This window comes from Aquaspirillum sp., from assembly GCF_055136605.1.
On sequence record NZ_JBSQVP010000056.1, the window covers coordinates 1 to 19963 of the forward strand.

A 19963-nucleotide genomic window follows, 5' to 3' on the forward strand; every position below is an offset into this window, starting at 1 on the left:
CGCCCCCGCACCTGCGCCCACCCCTGCGCCTGTTGCACGGCCAATGGGTTTGATTGATCGGATTGTGGCATGGTTCAAAGGTACGCCTGAACCGACTCCTGTTGTGGCTGCACCCCCCGTGGCCGAGCCGGTGAAGCGCGAGCCGCCGCCCCGCCGAGAGCCTCGTCGTCCAGCGCCTACCGCCCGCCCACCACGGCCAGAGCGTCCCGTCGCTGCGCCAGTAGCAGAAGAACCAACGCGCGAATCACGCCGTCGGCCACCTTCTCCTGCTATCGAAAGTCGTACGCCGCAAGAGACCAAAGAACCGCGTGAACCACGTCAAACTGACCGTCGCGCACCACGAGTCGAGCAAGAAGCGGCCGATATGGTGGAGGCGCCACGCGAACGTCGTCGTCCTCGTCGTGAGCCTAACCCTGCGCCAGCGGCTCAAGCTGCTAATACCGCACCTGAAGCGGTGGCAACACCTGCCCCTGCGCCGATGATGGCCATGACCACTGCCGATTTGCCACCAGAGCATGAAGAACGGGTTGACGAAACACGCGAACGGCCAAACCGTCGCCGTCGTAATCGCCGTGGTGAGCGTCGTGACGATGCACAAAACCAAACTGCGGTGGCGGCTGAAGAATCTGCGGCAACGCCGGTGGTGGCAACAGCCCCCGTTGTGCCGACTAACGTGGTGGCGGCACCGACTGTGGTTGAAGCCGCGCCGGCAGCACCTGCACCTGCTCCAGTGGTCGCGACACCCGTTGTGGCGCCTGTGGTTGAACCCGCTCCGGTTGTCGTGCCCGTGCCCGTGCCCGTGCCCGTCCCTACCCCTGTGGCTGAAGTTGTTGCAGCGCCGGCTCCGGTGATGAGCACCACGGCTGATTTACCCCCAGCAGTAGAGGAAGCCCCTGCCCCTGTTGCCGTGGTTGAGCCTGTGGTAACGCCGCCGGTAGTAGAAACCGCGCCGGCCGTGGTTGTCGAACCTACGCCGCCTGCGGTTGTGGTAGCGGCTCCTGTGATGGCGCAAATTGAAACGACACCGGTGGCAACGCAAGTTGAATCTACTCCCGTTGTTGTTGCGCCTGCCCCTGTGGTGGTGGAATCTACCCCAATGGTGGAACAGCCACTGCCTGCACCGGTTCCCGCACCGGCTCCGGTAGAGGTTGTCACGCCGGTTGTGATGGAGACACCTGCGGTGATTGAACCTGTGGCATCAGTGGTTGCCGAGGTCAGCGAACCCCAGCCGGTGGTGGAGGTTGAGACAGTTGCAGCAGTGACGGTCCCAGAAGCGGTCAATACACCTGTGGCAGCTGTTGCGGCGGTTGAGGCAATGCCGGAGCCTGTTGCACCAGCACCTACCGCTGGCTGGCGTGCAGCTCGAGCACAATGGTTTACGGCACCTGCCTCGGCCAGTGCGCCTGCTGCCTTGCAGCAAGTGGAAACCTCGGTTGCGCCTGCTGTGGTGATGGTTGAGCCTGTACCGGCAAATATGGTGCGCCGCCGCGATGTGGCGCGTCCAAACGCTGCCGCGACAACTGCCACACCGTTGGTGCAAGTCGAAACGCAAGGCTAAGCGAAAAAGGGGATGAACTTTTTGTTGATCCCCTGTTGACAGCGGAGGCGGGTTACTCTATTATTCGCCTCCTCGATGCAACGCATATGTTCCTCGATAGCTCAGTCGGTAGAGCGCCGGACTGTTAATCCGTAGGTCCCTGGTTCGAGCCCAGGTCGAGGAGCCAAGAACACCAACCCCAGTCAGCAACGACTGGGGTTTTTGTTTTGTGCGGTGATGGCTTTAATCGTCTGTTTCCCGCCACCACGGTGCCATCCTTTGCTGATAAGCTTGCAGGCCTTGTTCTGCCTCTTGTGGTGATTCAGGCCACGCATTAAACAGCAGGTGAAACGCAGGCATGGTGTTGAGCGATTGTTGTTTGAGCTGGCGCTGTAAATGCGGTGCACCTTGCCGCCATTCTTGTGCCAAGCTCAGTGCGGCAATTTTGGCGCACCCGCTCTCCACTTTCTCTTCAATCAGCCCAATGTGTTGCGCCATCTGGCTGCTGATTGTTTGTCCACTGATCATCAAACGTTGTTGCCAAATGGGACTGACCCGCCTAGCCAGTAAGGCCGAAGCAAAATAGGGCGTTAAACCGTGGGTGACTTCGGGATAGCCTAAGCGGGCCGGTGTTTCTGCAACACAGACATCACACGCCAATGCCCAATCTAATCCCCAACCCAGTGCATAGCCATTGATAGCGGCAATCGTTGGCAGGGGGAATTGCAACAGTTGTTGTAATAACTCAGCAAAAGCGGCATGGCTTGCTTGACGCTCGCTTTGGTTTTGTTGTGCCAACTGATCGAGGTCGGCACCCGCCGAGAAATAGCGTTCACCCGCGCCAGTAATAATCAACACCCGCCACGGTGCATCGGGTTCGCTAATCTGGTGTTGTAACTCGCTTAACTGCTGTTGAAAGGCGTGGATGACATCAAGTGTCCACGTATTGGCATGGCCATGAGTCAGCGTGAGCATCACCGTATCGTTGAAATACGCTTGGCGAGAAAAATAACTAGGCATGGCGTCAACTCCTCTCAAAAGCAAATGGCGAATCTAAACAAAGGCTCCTTTCTCTACATAGTGTATTTTTTCGGCGTTGTCGCCTTGTTTTGCATAAAAAAACACCGCCAGACTATGCCGGCGGTGTGATGACTGCGCGAGTGAAAAATTATTTCACGACAGCGGCGATAGCGTCAGCCACCGCATCGATGTTGTTGCTATTCAAAGCAGCCAAGCAAATGCGGCCAGTGCCGACGGCATAGATGCCAAATTCATTGCGTAACACATCGACTTGTGCCGAGGTTAAACCGGTGTACGAGAACATGCCGCGTTGTTTCACCACGAACGAGAAGTCTTGATTCACGCCCTTAGCCGCCAGTTTTTCGACCAAGCTGCTACGCATGGCACGGATACGATCACGCATACCGGCTAATTCATCTTCCCACATTTGACGCAGTTCGCTGCTACCCAACACCGCAGCCACCACTGCACCACCGTGAATGGGTGGGTTGGAGTAGTTAGTACGAATGACGCGTTTCAGCTGCGACAACACGCGGCCGGCTTCTTCTTTATCAGCGGTGATAATCGACAAGGCACCGACACGCTCACCATACAAAGAGAAGCTCTTCGAGAACGAGCTAGACACAAAGAATTGTAAGCCCGATGCCGAGAAAGCACGCACGGCCACAGCATCCGCGTCGATACCATCCGCAAAACCTTGGTAAGCCATGTCTAAGAACGGCACTAAACCACGCTCACGGCAAGCCTCAACCACTTCATCCCACTGGGCATCGCTTAAATCGGCGCCGGTTGGGTTGTGGCAGCAAGCATGCAGAATCACCACCGAACCGGGGGCCATCGCCAACAATTTGGCTTTCATGCCTTCAAAGTTCACACCACGGGTCTCAGCATCGTAGTAGGGGTAGGTATCAACAGGGAAACCAGCAGCTTCAAACAAAGCGCGGTGATTTTCCCAAGAAGGATCACTGATATACACGGTGGCATCAGCGTTTAAGCGTTTGAGGAAATCTGCACCAATTTTCAGGGCACCGGTGCCACCAAGTGCCTGCGCCGTTACCACACGGCCAGATGTTGCCAATTCAGAACCTGTGCCAAATAACAGATTTTGCACGGCAGTGTTGTAGGCAGCATTGCCTTCGATAGGCTGATAGCCACGCGGTGGGGCGGCTTTCAGACGCGCTTCTTCGGCGGTTTTGACGGCGGCCAACAGCGGAATTTTGCCGTTGTCGTCGTAATACACGCCCACGCCCAAATTGACTTTGGTGCTGCGGGTATCGGCATTAAACGCTTCGGTTAAGCCGAGGATAGGATCGCGAGGGGCCATTTCGACGGCGGCAAACAAAGAGGCGCTCATTCAGGTTTTACTCCAAAAGGGGTGGGCAAAAAATAATTTTAACATGCCGTTGCTGTGCTTTGGCATGGCTCGGTGGTGTTTGCTTGCAGCGGCAAGGTGAAATAAAAACAGGCGCCCCTGAAACCACAAGCAGGTAAGCAATCGAGGTCATACAAAGCAAATTGACCACGGTGGTGTTCAATAATCGACCGACAGATATTTAACCCCATCCCCATGCCTTCTTCTTTACTGGTGAAAAACGGGGTGAACAGTTGTTGACGCGCTTCTGCGCTCAACCCAGGGCCATTGTCTGCGACTTCAACTCGCCAATGGTCGGCCTCGACATAACTGGCAACATGCACCCGCCGTTCCTGTTGTGCTGTTGCACTGACCGCATCAATGGCATTGCGTAATAGATTCACTAACACTTGTTCAATTAACACCGGATCCATTTCTAAGGCAGGAACGGCATCCAATCGAGTGTCAACTTGCACTTTTCGTTCAGTGAGCAAGGAGTGGGTCAGGGTTAACGCCGATTGAATGACACGGGCCGGCTCGCTGAGTTGCAAACGGGGCGCCCGTTTTTTCACAAATCCCCGAATGCCACGAATCATATCCGCTGCCCGTTGTGATTGCGCCACCATTTTTTCCAACGGTTCACGCAGTTTAGTATGGCCTGCTTCTTGTTCTAATAGCCGCAGCGAACCTTTGGAATACGTGGTGATTGCAGCCAAAGGCTGGTTAAGCTCATGCGCCAAACTCGATGCCATTTCGCCCAATGCCACCAAACGGGCGGTATTTTCTAAGCGACTATGCGCCAGCTGAATTGCCTCCCGTTTACGTTTTAATTCGGTGATGTCATAACACGATGCCAACCACACCCCTCGGCCACGACTTTGTGGTGGGAGCGGGGCGGCATACAGACGAATATCGAGTGCCTCGCCTTGCCGATGTTGACAGCGCAATTCAAAACCAAATTTTGGCACTTCACCAGCTTGAATGGCATTCAGCGCGCTGTGCCAAGCAGGATATTGTTCTGGATGAACAAAACGATAAGGAGGGGCATCGCCAATCAGTTCGGTTTGGCTATACCCCAGCATATCACCTAAGGCGCGGTTCACCCGCACAATTCGTCCCTGTTCATCTAAAACCAATAAACCATTTTGCATGGTGTCTTCGATGGCGGCGCGCAATTCCATTTCTGCCCGTAAATGGGCTTCGACCTGCTGCCGATGGCGGATATGTTGCCGCACACGCCACAGGCTCAACAGCAGAAAGACCAAGGATAACAACATCCCCCCGCCTAATAAGGGCAAGCTCAGCCCCAACCCCACACGATAAGCGGTGGCGCGTAGGCGTAGACCATGTCCGGGTGGAGTGAAGTCAATTTCATGGCTCAGGGCGGCGGCACGTTCGCCAATATTGAATTTACTGGCTAACACCGTGCCATCGAGATTGACGATGCTAATTTGATATTTTTGCGCAATCCACCACGGCACATGATGGTAGAGCAACCCATTGAGGGCATAGGTCAGCCGGACGGCACCAGCGTATTCCCCTTGGCGATACATCGGCATCACCATATCCACCATAGGCCGTTTGCTGGGTAAATAGAGCGTGCTGTAGGCGGCGCTACGCATTTTGCGACCACTATTGAGGGCATCTTGTTGGGCAAATTCGCTGGCGCTGTCGTTGGCGGTGATTTCATCACTGACGCGGCTGACGTGCCAAATCAATTGGTGTTTGGGGTCGAGATAATCGACTTGTACCAGTTCGCGGTTTTCCCGTAGCAACAAACGGGCAGCAGATTTGAAATGCACGGCATTGATATTGTCACGAGCAAGGTCTTGCGCCACCGCCGCCGCCCAATCTTGATGGCTTTGGAAATGGAGGCGCAAGGTTTGTTCCAGCCACAAAATATCTTGAATCAGCCCATCACGCCGTTCGTCTTGGGTATCGCGATAAATTAGGGCGATCAGCAAACTGAACAATACCAACAACCCCACTACGGCAAAGGCTGGCCCCCACCATAACCAACGCCCTGTTAATGGCTTTCTCATCGCGATTTTGCTTTCTCGTGCTTCATGGCTGTGCCCATCATGGCCCATTTTGCGCGGTCTCGGTATCACGATAGTGCTTAATTAGGGTTTTCCCTAATGCGGAATTCCCTAATAGCGGGCATGGCAAGAGCAAGCTAAGGTTGAGCTATCTCACAACAAAATGTCACAGAGGAGAACGCAAGATGAAATTCAAATTAAGTGCACTGGCCTTGGCCGTTGGCGTGTTGGCTTCACCGATGGTGATGGCATCTGAAATTGTCATCAAATTTAGCCATGTGGTGGCCCAAGATACGCCAAAAGGCAAAGCCGCTGAACATTTCAAAAAGCTGGCTGAAGAACGCACCAAGGGTAAAGTGAAAGTGCAAGTTTACCCAAACAGCCAGCTCTATAAAGACAAAGAAGAACTGGAAGCCTTGCAATTGGGCGCAGTGCAAATGTTGGCACCAAGCTTGGCCAAATTTGGCCCGTTGGGGGTGAAAGAATTCGAAGTCTTCGATTTACCTTACATCTTTGACGATTACAAAGACCTGCATAAAGTCACCGAAGGCCCAGTCGGTAAACAACTGTTGGGTAAATTGCAAACCAAAGGTATCACTGGCTTAGCGTTTTGGGATAACGGCTTCAAAGCTTTCTCGGCCAACAAACCTTTGAAAGCACCTGCTGATTTCAAAGGCCTGAAGATGCGGATTCAATCTTCCAAAGTATTGGAAGAAGAAGTGCGCGCCTTGGGTGCCTTGCCACAAGTGATGGCGTTCTCCGAAGTGTACCAAGCCTTGCAAACTGGCGTGGTAGATGGCACCGAAAACCCGATTTCTAACTTCTACACCCAAAAAATGCACGAAGTGCAAAAACACCTGACGCTGTCTAACCACGGCTATTTAGGTTATGCGGTGATTGTGAATAAGAAATTCTGGGACGGTTTGCCAGCGGATGTGCGTACCACCTTAGAAGGTGCAATGGTTGATGCAACGAAATACGCTAACCAAATTGCAGAACAACAAAACCTGCGTGATCTCGAGTCGGTGAAGAAATCGGGCAAAACCACGGTTTATACCCCAACCCCAGCTGAGAAAGCGGCATTGAAAGCGGCATTAGTGCCGGTGCACAAGAAAATGGAAAGCCGGATCGGAGCTGATTTGATTCAGTCGATCTACAAAGAGACTGGATTTACTGCACAGTAATCCTCCCTGTCGCAAAACGCCTGTTGCTGTCGTGTCGGTAGTTAAGCCATGACCAACGGGCGTTTTTTTCGGAGTTGTTATCATGTTGATGAAATTACTCAACCGGTTAGAAGAGACACTGGTGGCGACGCTGATTGCGTTGGCCACCGTGATTATCTTCGTTTCGGTTGTACACCGTTTTGCCGCGACCACGGAAATGTTTGGTGAGTTTGCTGCGGGTATCAACCTCGCATGGGCGCAAGAGCTGTGTATTTTGATGTTTGTGTGGATGGCGAAATTCGGCGCTGCCTATGGTGTGCGGACGGGTATTCACGTCGGTGTGGATGTGTTGATCAATAAATTAAGCACCCCCCTGCGTAATAAATTTGTGTTGTTAGGGTTAGCCGCTGGTGCTTTATTTACCTTTATTGTCGGTTCCCTCGGCAGCCATTTTGTATGGCATAACGGGATGAATTATGCGGTGTTGACCACCTTTGGTATGGAAGTGGTCGATATCTACGAAGGCCCCGTCACCCCCGATTTGGAATGGCCGACATGGATTGTTTATATGGCCATCCCCCTCGGTTCTTATCTGATGTGTTTCCGCTTTATGCAAGTGTTCGTTGAGTTTTTACGCACCGGCGAATTGCCTCATCACGATCATGGTCATGTCGATGGTTTAGAAGAGGAAGTGCCTACCACCGTTGGCGAAGCGATTGAAGCAGCAGAAGAAATCGAACACGCTCATGCTGGGCATCCTGAAACATTGCAACACAATAAGAACAAGAAAACCGGAGGCTAAACCATGAATGGCATGATTATTTTTGCCTTGTTGGCAGTGTTGATGCTGACAGGGATGCCGATTTCGATTTCCCTCGGCCTGACGGTGCTGACTTTCTTGTTCACCATGACCGAGGTACCGATTGAATCGGTGGCGTTAAAGCTGTTCACCGGCATCGAAAAATTCGAAATCATGGCGATTCCGTTTTTTATCTTGGCCGGTAATTTCCTCACCCACGGTGGTGTGGCGCGGCGGATGATTAACTTTGCCAGCTCGATGGTCGGACATTGGCACGGTGGTTTGGCGCTGGCCGGTGTGGTGGCGTGTGCTTTGTTTGCCGCGGTGTCCGGTTCATCTCCGGCAACCGTGGTGGCAATTGGCTCGATTTTATTGCCTGCGATGGTGAAACAAGGTTATCCAAAATCGTTTGGTGTTGGGGTGATCGGGACCGCTGGTGGTTTGGGAATTTTGATTCCGCCTTCGATTGTGATGGTGATCTACGCCGTTTCGACCAACAGCTCGATTGGTAAATTGTTTATTGCCGGTATTGTGCCGGGGTTGTTGTTGGCGGCGGTGTTGTTGGGTGTGACATGGTTTGTGGCGAAAAAACGCAATTATCCACGGATGGCTAAAGCCAGCTGGAGTCAGCGTTTAGCGGCTTTACGCGAATCGATTTGGGGCTTGTTGTTGATTGTGGTGGTGATTGGCGGGATTTATTCCGGTATTTTCACCGCAACGGAAGCTGCTGCGATGAGTGCGGTGTATGCCTTTATCGTCGCCTTGTTTATTTACAAAGATTTGGGCTGGAAACAAGTGCCGAAGGTGTTGTTAGATTCGGCCAATATGTCGGCGATGTTGTTGTATATCATCACCAACGCAGTGTTGTTCTCGTTCTTGTTGACCAGTGAAAACATCCCACAAAACTTAGCCGACTGGATTAACCACATGGGGTTGAGCCCGTGGATGTTCTTGTTGGTGGTGAACTTGTTGTTGCTGTTGGCAGGTAACTTTATGGAGCCGTCTTCGGTGTTGTTGATTACCGCACCGATTTTGTTCCCTGTTGCGATGGCATTAGGCATCGACCCGATTCACCTTGGGATTATCATGACCGTGAATATGGAAATCGGCATGATTACCCCACCGGTTGGATTAAATCTCTATGTGGCCTCTGGGATTGCAAAAATGGGCTTAACTGATGTGACCAAGGCCTGCGCCCCGTGGATTTTGGTGATGATTGGTTACTTGATGTTGATTACCTACGTCCCTGCTATTTCGTTGTGGTTGCCAAATATGTTAGGTATGTAAGCAACTTTCTGCCAAAAAACGCATCTTGCACGCAGCCAGATGCGTTTTTTTCAGTCTAAAGTCGCGTCATGCTTTTGCAAACCTGCGCCATCGGCCTGCAGCAATAATCTGACAGGGCTATAATCCGGCCTCTTGCTGCAGCGACCGAATCGCGTATACCAACATAATAAGTCTTCCTCCCACAATCAATCAGAGAAGAAACCTAGGAGTTCCGAATGGACGAGCAATTGCGTCAGAGCGCGCTGGAATATCACCGTTTTCCCACGGGTGGCAAAATTCAAGTTGCCCCCACCAAACCCTTAGCGACTCAGCGCGACTTGGCACTGGCCTATTCCCCCGGCGTGGCAGCAGCGTGTGAAGCGATTGTTGAAGACCCTGCCGAAGCCAACACCCTGACCGCACGCGGCAACTTAGTGGCAGTGATTTCCAACGGCACTGCCGTGTTGGGCTTGGGTAATATCGGCCCCTTGGCAGGTAAGCCAGTGATGGAAGGGAAAGGGGTGCTGTTTAAAAAGTTTGCTGGGATCGACGTGTTCGACTTAGAAGTCGATGAAAACGACCCAGACAAACTGGTTGACATCATTTGTGCCCTTGAACCGACCTTTGGCGGGATCAACCTCGAAGACATCAAAGCCCCCGAGTGTTTTTACATCGAGAAAAAATGCCGTGAACGCATGAATATTCCGGTGTTTCACGATGACCAACACGGTACCGCGATTGTGGCAGCGGCGGCAGTATTAAACAGCCTGCGCTTGGTCAACAAAGAAATTGGCAATGTGCGCGTGGTGTGTTCTGGCGCGGGTGCAGCGGCAATTGCATGTTTGGATTTATTGGTTGCCTTGGGTGTGCAGCGTACTAACGTCACCGTCTGTGATTCAAAAGGCGTGATTTTCCAAGGCCGCGATGAAAAGATGGACGAGTCGAAACAACGCTATGCGATTGTTGACAACGGCCAACGTAAATTAGCCGATGCCATGGTTGGTGCAGACATTTTCATGGGCTTGTCGGGGCCAAAATTGGTGACCCAAGACATGGTCAAGAGCATGGCTGCACATCCGCTGATCTTGGCAATGGCCAACCCCGAGCCAGAAATTCTGCCGCCGTTGGTGAAAGAAGTGCGCCCTGATGCCATTATCGGTACTGGCCGTTCTGATTATCCTAACCAAGTTAACAATGTCTTGTGCTTCCCGTTCATCTTCCGTGGGGCGTTGGATGTTGGCGCTACCACCATCAATGAAGAAATGAAATTGGCGTGTGTGCGTGCGATTGCTGATTTGGCGATGGCTGAGCAAAGCGATGTGGTGGCCAGTGCGTACGAAAACCAAGAACTGAAATTTGGCCCGGAATATCTGATTCCAAAACCGTTCGACCCACGTTTGATTATTCAAATCGCCCCTGCGGTAGCCAAAGCAGCGATGGATTCCGGCGTGGCCACACGTCCTATCGCCGATTTCGATAGCTATGTCGATAAGCTGACACAGTACGTTTACAAAACCAACCTGTTTATGAAACCGGTGTTTGCTGCGGCAAAAGCGGATAAAAAACGGGTGGTGTTGGCGGAAGGTGAAGATGAGCGCATCCTGCACGCAACCCAAGAAATTGTTTCGACAGGTTTGGCCTTCCCTATCCTGATTGGTCGTCCTTCGGTGGTGCAAAGCCGGATTGACCGCTTAGGCTTGAAGATTCGCCCCGGCATTGACTTTGAACTGGTCAACAACGAAAACGACCCTCGTTTCAAAGAATACTGGACTGACTACTACGAAATCATGAAACGCCGTGGTGTGTCGGCAGAAGTCGCCCGCCGCGAAGTCAGCCGCCGTACAACCTTGATTGGTGCGTTGTTGATTCGTAAAGGCGAAGCGGATGCGATGGTGTGCGGTAGCTTCGGTCATTACCACTTACATCTGGGCTATATCAAAGATGTGATTGGAATGAAAGAAGGGGTGAAAACCTTAGCCGCGATGAATGCGTTGATGTTGCCAACAGGGAACATCTTTATCGCGGATACCTATGTCAATCCGAATCCGACGGCTGAACAAATCGCCGACATTACCGAATTGGCCGCCACCGAAATGAAGAAATTCGGTATCGTGCCAAAAGCAGCGTTGTTGTCGCATTCTAACTTTGGTAGCAGCGACAGTGACTCGGCCAGCAAAATGCGTGAGGCGTTGGATCTGATTCAAGAACGGTTGCCAAACTTGGAAGTGGACGGTGAGATGCAAGGCGATGCTGCCTTAATTGAACATATCCGCAACGAGGCATTGCCTTCCAATACCTTAAAAGGCAGTGCCAACTTGTTGATTATGCCGAATGTTGAAGCGGCTAATATCAGCTACAACTTGTTGCGCGTATCGGCTGCCGACGGCGTCACCATCGGGCCAATCTTGATGGGTGCAGCGAAACCTGTTCATATCGTTACCGCAATTTCCTCGGTACGTCGTATTGTGAACATGGTGGCCTTGGCTGCTGTCGGGGCGCAAAACAATAGCTGATTGTTATTGGGTTGATGCAAGAAAAACGGGGCTAAATTAGCCCCGTTTTTTTATGTCGTTGATTCAAGGTTGACACGGTTTAAGCAAATTGCGGTGCGTTTTCTTGATGTGGATGAACGCTATTTAAGGTGTGGGCGGCTTTGTGGGCTTGTTTTAACAAGCGGCGCAAATCGCTGCAATAACGAATGAGCTCATCCATTTTCTCTACACTTAATCCCCCCGATGCCCCCTGTTCTAACAAATAGGCTTTCAGGGTTTGATACCCTTCCTCGATTGCCTCAATGCCAGCAATCGGGCGCTCGAGAAAATCCGCTTGCGTGGGGTCAAGTTGTTGTAGGACACAGCCGACTTGCTCTAGCCACGGCAACAAATGATCGTGATACAGCGGATTCGGTGTGGCGGCGAGTTTGGCGACATGAGGCCGTAAGGGTGTGGCCTCGCGCACCAACTCATAACAGACCTCGTAGTAACGGTGGATACGCAACAAGGCGGCCAGATGGCGCGATGTGTCTTGTGGCATCACATGCTGATTTACTGTATTCACAAAATCGACAATGCTTTGCGACAACATCGGCACTGCATCCAGCTTAAGCGGCGGATTGGCAACATGGGTGGGGTGGTAGATGGCTTGGGTTTGCTGCAAGCACATGCCTCCCAAACGAATCACCTCCCGATATAACGCATCAACAGCCAACGATGGAACGGCGGCCACGTTGCGGTCGATATAGCGGGGGCGACCTTGCTCTTCTTCTTGAGTGGTGAAACGCTGCGCTAAAAATTTGCCCAAGCGTTCAGTCAGCGGCCACATCAATATCACCCCAAGTAAGTTAAACAAGGTGTGAAATAGCGCAAGGCTCATCGCGGGGGAAGGGGCCAAGTCCAGCAATTGTTGAATGTTGGCAATCAGTTGTAATAAAGCTGGCAATAACACCAGCGCGATAATGCCCGTCAACAAATTAAACATCACATGCGCTAAGGCTGCGCGCTGTGCATTGGGTGTGGCTGAGATGGCGGCTAACACGGCGGTGGCGGTGGTGCCGATATTGGCACCGATCACGGCGGCGGCAGCTTCATTCAGCGGTAACACCCCTGCTTCGGCCAAGGTCAACACCACCGCTAATACGGCTGCCGAGGCTTGCATCACCACGGTCAGCACAATCCCTGCCAGCGTAAAGGCCAACACCGACCAGAAGCCATATCCCGATAATTGGCTCAGATCGAGGCTGCGGCTATCGGCAACAAAAGCTTGCTGTAAAAAGCCAATGCCGAGAAATAAAATCCCAAAACCAGCCACGGCACCGCCTAATGCCCCTCGGCGCGTTTCTGGGCCGGTGAGTTTGCATAACATCCCAAGGCCAATCAGCGGCAAAGCAGCGGCATCAAGTTTAATCTTGAATCCCAAAATCGCTACTAACCAGCCGGTGAATGTGGTGCCAACATTCGAGCCAAAAAATACCCAAAGCGATTGGCTTAAGGGCAATAAACCGGCATTGACAAAGCCGATGGCGGCAACGGTGATAGCGGTAGAGGATTGCACCAACGCGGTGGCACCAATGCCAAAAAACAGACCGCGCACCCGCGTTGCCGTCCATCGTTTCAGCCATTTACCCAAGGCCGGCCCAACTGCCAATTTTAGGCCATCGGTCATTAAGGTCATGCCCAACAAAAACAAACCGATGCCACCTAATAGATACCCGAGTTGTAAACCGGCCATTTGCCCTCTTTCCTAATACTTAAAAGCAACGTGCCAGCAAAGCACCTGCAACAGGTTGGCCCAGATTGGCTTTCACGCGAATCCCATTACCGGCGGCCACTTCAATCGCCTCACCCGTTTTACCGCTATATAACTGCTGTAATGGCACCATCCGATTGCCTTCGGGGTGAATCACTTCGATGGTATCACCGACGGCAAAGCGGTTTTTCACCTCGATAATCGCCAAGCCCTGTTCATCCACGCCAATCACATCACCGGCATATTGGCTCTTTTTCGCTTGTGAATGACCATATAAATAGTTTTGATAATCTTGGGTCTGATGACGTTCGAGGAAGCCCGGGGTATAGCCACGATTGGCCAGTCCTTCTAAATCAGCCAACAACGTCACATCAAACGGACGGCCTGCCACTGCATCATCAATGGCACGGCGATAGGCTTGTGCAGTACGGGCAACGTAATACAAGCTCTTAGTGCGGCCTTCGATTTTCAGTGAATCCACCCCAATGGCCACCAATTTTTCGATTTGCTCAATCGCACGGAGGTCTTTTGAGTTCATGATGTACGTGCCGTGTTCATCTTCCATGATCGGCATTAGCTCACCCGGGCGGTTGCTTTCTTCAAGCAAATAGGTTTTATCGGCCAAAGGATGACGCTCTGCCCCACCACAGGCGGCAAAACTTTGATTGGCTTCTTCCAATGCTTGGTTCATGTCAAAGCGAATAACCTGCGGTGCCACATCGCCCGATTGATCGCCGGTGGTGTCGTGTACCTTGTAATCCCAGCGGCAGGCGTTGGTGCAGGTGCCTTGGTTGGGGTCGCGATGGTTGAAATAACCTGATAACAAACAGCGGCCAGAATAGGCAATGCACAGCGCACCGTGAACGAACACTTCAAGCTCCCAATCGACAGTTCACGCGACAGAATGATGCGGCTGATGCCGAGCTTTTGCCAAAACTTCACCCCCATATAGTTGACGGTGTTGGCTTGCACTGACAGATGAATCGGGACTTCTGGCCATTTCTCGCGCACCATCATAATTAAACCGGGGTCGGCCATGATTAAGGCGTCGGGTTTCATGGCAATCACCGGTGCCATGTCCGCCAGATAGGTTTTGATTTTGCTGTTATGCGGCAATAAGTTGCTGGCAACATAAAACAATTTGCCGCGTTCATGTGCTTCACGGATGCCGGTTTGCAGTTCTTCTAATTTGAATTCGTTATTGCGAGCGCGCAGAGAATAGCGGGGTTGGCCGGCATAAACGGCGTCTGCACCAAAATCATAGGCAGCGCGCATTTTGTCGAGAGAACCGGCGGGTAATAACAGTTCGGGAGATCGAGACATGGAAAAGCTCATTGAGAAAAAAAGAGGCAGAGGCTAATCATTCACGATAGCCTCGTCAACAAAAAAACCAGTAAAAGCAAGCGATTAGCCGCTAGCGGCGGCGTTTGACCATCAAGCCGGCGAGCGCGAGCAGTTGTAGCGCAAAGCTCAACAACATCAGCCCGCCCCACAACACTTGCCAGCCACCATGCGGCGACCATTCAGGGGTTTGTAATGCCGCTGAACTCAATCCAAACACCACACTTGCCAGCAACAATAAAGCGCCATACCAGATGCGATTGAGGCGCAACAAACGCGATTGCAAAGTCATGTTGTCTCTCATTTTTTATGATTTCAGTGCCAAAACATGAGTGTTAAACCTCACCGTATCTTACGGGTTTGCACTGATATAGATCAAATTTATCAGTGCACGATACAAAAAAGTTGTTTATGCTAAATGAGCCATGAAAATTAGCGCAATGTATAAACAAAAATCGGCTATCTTGCGGAAATCTTTTGTTTTGTGGCGTATAACTGGAATAAAACCTGCTTATTCATCGCTACAATCTCTCACCCTTTATTACCGCACCATTTCCGCCAGCGTCCAACACTTCGTGGCGCGATGGTGTTCTCTTGATCAGAGGACGTCCCGTGTATGAACCTACTTGCTGATATTTCTATTAAAACCCGCTTGGCGCTGGGCCAGCTGTTGCTGTTGTTACTGTTGATTGTGACGGCGGTGGCGGCATGGTTGGGGGTGAAACGGATGCAATACGAGGTTGATGAACTCAGCCGGACACATTTGCCCACCTTACATGCTGTCAGCGATTTACGCCAACATATCGGCGCCATTCGTGCCCATGAAAAAGACATCGTGATTCATTATGCAACGTCTAGCCGTCGCGATGAAGCGAAAAAAGCATGGGATAACGAACGGCAAAAAGTCGAGCAAACCTTAACCACCTTACAACTTAAACAAGACGATGGCCGCCCAGATACTTTGTTGCAATCGCGTTTTGAAGCCTATGTAAAAGGGATTGAGGCCATTTATCGCGGCTTGGCCAGCGGTGAAATTGGTGATGCGGAAAACCTGAATCAGCAACTGGCTTGGTATAAAAGCGCAGTGAGCGATATGGAGTTGGCGCTGGCTAAAGCGGTTGCCGAAAGCAACCGCCAACTGGAACAAGGCCAAGCTGAATTAGCACAGCGTACGGAGATGATTTTATTGGTATTGGCTGTCTTAGCAGCGGTGGCGGTGGTGTTTAGCTTGCTGGCGCAGTGGGTGATGGTGCGTTCTATCAATCGGCCACTGTCGGTATTACAACAGGCGGTGGCGCATGTCGGGCAAAGCGGTGACCTGACTCATACCATCCCTGATTTGGGTCGCAATGAAATTGGCACGGTGGCGGCGACTTTTAACCGCTTAGTGCAACACATGCGTAATTTGATTGCCGAAGCCGGCCACAATGCAAAACATGCGGCTGATTCTGCCGGTGGTTTATCGGGTGTGGCAAATCAAGTGTCTTCTACCGCAGAACAACAGGCCGATGCAGCTTCGAGTGCCGCTGCCGCCATTGAACAACTGTCGGTCAGTTTTAGCCATGTCACAGACAGTGCCAATGCCTTAGAACAGCGGGCGCGTAATATGAACGACACGGCCGCCGAGGGTGAGCAACTGGCACAACAAACGGCAAAAGAAATCAGCCGCACGGCACAGCATTTATTGGGTTCAGCCAATGTGGTGGCGACGCTCGATCAGCGTTCAACCGAGATTGGTAATATCGTGATGATTATTCGTGAGATTGCCGAGCAAACCAATTTATTGGCGCTCAATGCCGCGATTGAAGCAGCACGGGCAGGTGAAGCCGGGCGCGGGTTTGCAGTAGTGGCGGATGAGGTGCGGAAATTGGCCGAACGTACCAACACGGCCACACAAGAAATTGATGTCAAAATCCGTGCTGTCCAAGGCGATACCAGCCAAGTGGTGGACAATATGCGGCAGGCGGACGAACTGATTGCTCACGGTGAAACCTTGGCCAAACGCACCGCCTCAGCATTAACCGAAATTCGCACCAGCTACACCGAGTCAATGGAAAAAATCGCGGATATTGCCCAAGCTTTGCAAGAACAGCGCGAGTCGAGCCAACAAATCGCTACCCATGTTGAAACCATCGCTTCGATGAGCAGTGAAAATTATCATGCTGCAGGTGAAGCGGCGCGATTGGCTGGGGAGTTGCGCGAGTTGTCATCGGTATTAGAACAGGCGATTGGTCAATTCCGCACCGTCTAACCTCGGTTTCCCCCTTGCGGAGTGGAAAATATCCACCAGCAAGGGGAGAGTCCTCAAGCATGTAGCTCGTCAACCAAACGATCTAATAATTCAATCACCTCACCGCTGGCGTGCTCGACACCCTGCATCGCGGCGACAATCGCTGTCCGTTGCTCAGCATTGTGCATCCAATCTCCTTCTGCTAAATGCACGGCACGATGCACACCGCTGTGTACGGCGCTATGGGGGCGGTCGAGTTTGCTATAACTCGGCGTACCTGCAAAGCGTTGTTTACCAACGCCTTCTTCATACCATTTACCCAAACGGCAGTTATGGTGATCGACGGCCACTGCTTTGGCTTCTTCTTGGTGTTGTTGTGGGTTTTGGATGGTCAGGTAGGCGCGTTGTTTATACACAATGTGGTCAACCTTCGCTAACGAGGCAAAGGCACGGTCACGGGCATACGAAAGCTGTTCCAACGTTTGTTGACTGGAAGTCGATAGATTTTTGAACGTGGCGCGGAAGGCTTGTACTCGCGTTTGTAAAGCGTCGGCTTGGGTGGCGGCTTGTTGTGATTCGTTGCTGATATGGCCAGTACGGGCGGTGAAGCCTTCGATGGTGGTGCTGATGCCGTTGGCCGCTTGTTTTGAGCGCTCCGCTAACAGCCGTACTTCGTCTGCCACCACCGCAAACCCGCGCCCCGCTTCACCCGCCCGTGCTGCTTCAATTGCGGCATTGAGCGCCAATAAATTGGTTTGTTCGGCGATATCGGTAATCGTACCCAGCGCTTGGATCACGGCATTGCTATCGGTAGCCAAGCCTTGCACACGTTCATGAATCGCCCGTAAACCGGTGATCATCACCTGCATGTTTTCAGTCATCGCTTCCGCTTGTTGATTGCTAGTTTGTGAAGCGGCGATATTGTGTTCGGCAATGTGGTAAGTCGATTCGATATGCTGGTTAATTTGCATTAAATCGCGTTGTGTTGTGACCAAATTTTGCGTCAAGTTTGCCGAATTCATTTCATGTAGCTGTGAAAACAGCGAGTTACGTGCCTGTTCACTTTGGCTATCGCGAATTGCTTGCACGGCGACACCAATGTTTTCGAGCGAGGCTTTAGGTTGACCGACTAAACCCTCGGTAATCGGTGGCCGTGCGCGTTGGCTATCATACACACGGCGGAAAGCCGAGTCGGACTCATGGAAATAGGCCTCAACGTGATCTAAAAACTCGTTCAGTTCCCACGCAACCTTGCCCACTTCACCTAAGCCGACTGTTTCGGTAACGCGATGTTGAAATTCCCCTTTTTTACAACGCTTAAGCGTTTCGTGCATTTCGCGCAGGGTAGCAATCGCCCGCAGCAAAGAAATACGGTGGGGGACAATAATCAGCAACAAGATAATTGGATAGAGCACCAGCCAAATTGGGGCTTGGTATTGCCAAATCATCCACACAACGATGGCTATGCTCGATAACACATAAAAACTGTGGGCAATATTGACTTGGGTACGAAGGAAAGGAATCGGTGCAATGCGGCGGCTAGAGTGAGTCGTCATCATCGGTTGGCTTTCTGCTGTTGACCACGGCTTTTTTGATAAAGCGCTAACATCAAGCTTTCGTAGTCATGTTGTTGTGTGGCTAATTCTTGTTCCCATTGTTTCCATGCCGCATCTGGGCCCACTGCGCGTTCTTGTTGCAACAGTTTCTGATACATCGGTTCTAACACCGCGATGGCGTCATCGCTGGCACCCCGACGAAATGAGCTATAGCCCACGATATTGTCGTCTGCATCACGCTCTTGCACGATATGGGCAAAAACCCAATAGCCATGACCTTGTGCTGAGCAATTTTTAACATAACCAAAAAACTCCATACCGGCTTTTAAGGTTTTCCATAAATGGGCAAACAGTGCTTTTGGCATGTCTGGATGGCGAATAATGTTATGAGGATTGTTTAATAATTCGGCCTCAGAATAACCAGAAATCTCCATAAACATACGGTTGGCATAGGTGATATTGCCATTTAAGTCTGATTTAGAGACGATAAAACGATGGGTCGGTACTTTAATAAGTTGTCCGCTGAGTGTGATAGGTGGGCGAGACACGGTGTAAGACTCCCGAATTTAAACATCGGTGGTGGATTAAAACAGGTGTGGGTGTTGTAGCGCACTCACTAACTGCCAGAGTGCTAACAGGCAAATAGACAGCCCTGCCACGCGGCGAACCCATGCTTTTTGTAGGGTGTGGCGAAGACTGTCGGCAAACCAGCCAATCAACAGTAAATTGGGCAAGGTACCGAGGCCAAAGGCCAACATTAACAGCGCGCCCTGCTGTGGGCTGGCGGTAGCGAGGGCAGAAAGGCTGGCAGTATAAACCAAGCCACAGGGCAGCCAGCCCCATAATGCGCCGGCAATCACCGCATGACCAAGATGGCGGATGGGCAGAATGGTGTGTAACAACGGCTGTAGGCGACGCCAGATGGGGCGACCCAGTCGTTCAATATAACCCACCCAACCATTGATACCGGCAAGGTATAAACCCAGCAAAAATAATAAGCTCTGGGCAAAAAAGAATAAGCCCCATTGCACACCGAGGCTGTTGAGGCTGGCAATCCCTAAACCGCCAATACCACCGACTAGCGCACCAACAGCGGTGTAAGACAGCAATCGGCCACTGTTGACAGCCAATAAATAGGGCCAAGCGCGGCGTTGTGGTGGCAGCTGCATCATTAAAGCAGAGGCCAAGCCGCCACACATACCGACGCAGTGCCCCCCACCAAGAAAACCAACCAACCACACCGCCAAGAGATGAGTGTCCGGCATAATGATTTTTTGTTATCAAAAGCGATATTTTAGCTGAATTAGGCTGTTACTTTATTGCACTGCACTTTTTTTAATTCAATGCGCGATTTTTGGTGAAAAATAGCGTTAAGTTGTTGCATTGCAAAATAAAATTTTAAGATCTTGTTAAGAA

General features: G+C 51.6%; 13 protein-coding genes, 1 tRNA gene and 2 pseudogenes. 7 read left to right on the forward strand and 9 right to left on the reverse strand.

What is annotated here, in order from left to right; genetic code table 11:
* Window positions 1–1558 (forward strand): annotated as a pseudogene (locus ACTBZS_RS09575) (hypothetical protein); the annotation flags it as partial.
* Between the two features lie 90 nt (window positions 1559–1648).
* Window positions 1649–1724, forward strand: a tRNA-Asn gene (locus tag ACTBZS_RS09580).
* A gap of 56 nt (window positions 1725–1780) precedes the next feature.
* Here the strand turns inward: ACTBZS_RS09580 and ACTBZS_RS09585 are convergent.
* The 3 genes from ACTBZS_RS09585 to ACTBZS_RS09595 form a co-directional block, all read right to left on the reverse strand.
* On the reverse strand, window positions 1781–2557 hold the full coding sequence (locus ACTBZS_RS09585; RefSeq protein WP_022653166.1) for an enoyl-CoA hydratase-related protein: 777 nt from the start codon (window positions 2555–2557) through the stop codon (window positions 1781–1783).
* A gap of 148 nt (window positions 2558–2705) precedes the next feature.
* Window positions 2706–3911 carry an amino acid aminotransferase gene (locus tag ACTBZS_RS09590; RefSeq protein WP_022653167.1) on the reverse strand — a complete coding sequence of 402 codons (1206 nt, stop codon included), beginning with the start codon at window positions 3909–3911 and terminating at the stop codon, window positions 2706–2708.
* Between the two features lie 38 nt (window positions 3912–3949).
* Window positions 3950–5950, reverse strand: a complete 2001-nt coding sequence (locus ACTBZS_RS09595) for a sensor histidine kinase (RefSeq protein ID WP_463043958.1) — start codon at window positions 5948–5950, stop codon at window positions 3950–3952.
* 182 nt (window positions 5951–6132) lie between these two features.
* On the opposite strand from ACTBZS_RS09595, the gene ACTBZS_RS09600 reads away from it, so the two are divergent.
* The 4 genes from ACTBZS_RS09600 to ACTBZS_RS09615 all read left to right on the forward strand — a co-directional run bounded on the left by ACTBZS_RS09600 (window position 6133) and on the right by ACTBZS_RS09615 (window position 11688).
* Window positions 6133–7131: a TRAP transporter substrate-binding protein gene (locus tag ACTBZS_RS09600; RefSeq protein WP_463043959.1), complete on the forward strand. Its 999-nt coding sequence runs from the start codon at window positions 6133–6135 to the stop codon at window positions 7129–7131.
* Between the two features lie 82 nt (window positions 7132–7213).
* A complete protein-coding gene (locus ACTBZS_RS09605; RefSeq protein WP_463043960.1) occupies window positions 7214–7912 on the forward strand; it encodes a TRAP transporter small permease in 699 nt (232 codons plus the stop codon).
* Window positions 7913–7915: 3 nt separating this feature from the next.
* Window positions 7916–9196, forward strand: a complete 1281-nt coding sequence (locus ACTBZS_RS09610) for a TRAP transporter large permease (protein ID WP_463043961.1) — start codon at window positions 7916–7918, stop codon at window positions 9194–9196.
* A 215-nt stretch (window positions 9197–9411) separates the two neighbouring features.
* Window positions 9412–11688 carry an NADP-dependent malic enzyme gene (locus tag ACTBZS_RS09615; RefSeq protein WP_460429497.1) on the forward strand — a complete coding sequence of 759 codons (2277 nt, stop codon included), beginning with the start codon at window positions 9412–9414 and terminating at the stop codon, window positions 11686–11688.
* A gap of 79 nt (window positions 11689–11767) precedes the next feature.
* Here the strand turns inward: ACTBZS_RS09615 and ACTBZS_RS09620 are convergent, their stop codons facing one another.
* The 3 genes and pseudogenes from ACTBZS_RS09620 to ACTBZS_RS09630 form a co-directional block, all read right to left on the reverse strand.
* The gene (locus ACTBZS_RS09620) at window positions 11768–13402 is read right to left on the reverse strand and encodes a Na/Pi cotransporter family protein (RefSeq protein ID WP_463043962.1); all 1635 of its coding nucleotides are present in this window, start codon (window positions 13400–13402) and stop codon (window positions 11768–11770) included.
* 19 nt (window positions 13403–13421) lie between these two features.
* A pseudogene (gene trhP, locus ACTBZS_RS09625) lies at window positions 13422–14743 on the reverse strand (prephenate-dependent tRNA uridine(34) hydroxylase TrhP).
* 91 nt (window positions 14744–14834) lie between these two features.
* Window positions 14835–15053: a hypothetical protein gene (locus tag ACTBZS_RS09630; RefSeq protein ID WP_022653956.1), complete on the reverse strand. Its 219-nt coding sequence runs from the start codon at window positions 15051–15053 to the stop codon at window positions 14835–14837.
* Between the two features lie 324 nt (window positions 15054–15377).
* On the opposite strand from ACTBZS_RS09630, the gene ACTBZS_RS09635 reads away from it, so the two are divergent.
* The gene (locus tag ACTBZS_RS09635; protein WP_463043963.1) at window positions 15378–17012 is read left to right on the forward strand and encodes a methyl-accepting chemotaxis protein; all 1635 of its coding nucleotides are present in this window, start codon (window positions 15378–15380) and stop codon (window positions 17010–17012) included.
* A 53-nt stretch (window positions 17013–17065) separates the two neighbouring features.
* Here ACTBZS_RS09635 and ACTBZS_RS09640 read toward each other — a convergent pair whose 3' ends face one another.
* From ACTBZS_RS09640 to ACTBZS_RS09650, 3 genes are read right to left on the reverse strand one after another with little or no spacing between them, the layout of a single operon-like run.
* Window positions 17066–18550: a methyl-accepting chemotaxis protein gene (locus ACTBZS_RS09640; RefSeq protein ID WP_463043964.1), complete on the reverse strand. Its 1485-nt coding sequence runs from the start codon at window positions 18548–18550 to the stop codon at window positions 17066–17068.
* Window positions 18547–19095, reverse strand: a complete 549-nt coding sequence (locus tag ACTBZS_RS09645) for a PAS domain-containing protein (protein ID WP_463043965.1) — start codon at window positions 19093–19095, stop codon at window positions 18547–18549. Before ACTBZS_RS09645 ends, ACTBZS_RS09640 begins: the two co-directional genes overlap by 4 nt.
* Window positions 19096–19131: 36 nt before the next feature.
* A complete protein-coding gene (locus ACTBZS_RS09650) occupies window positions 19132–19812 on the reverse strand; it encodes a sulfite exporter TauE/SafE family protein (protein ID WP_463043966.1) in 681 nt (226 codons plus the stop codon).
* Window positions 19813–19963 lie beyond the last annotated feature (151 nt).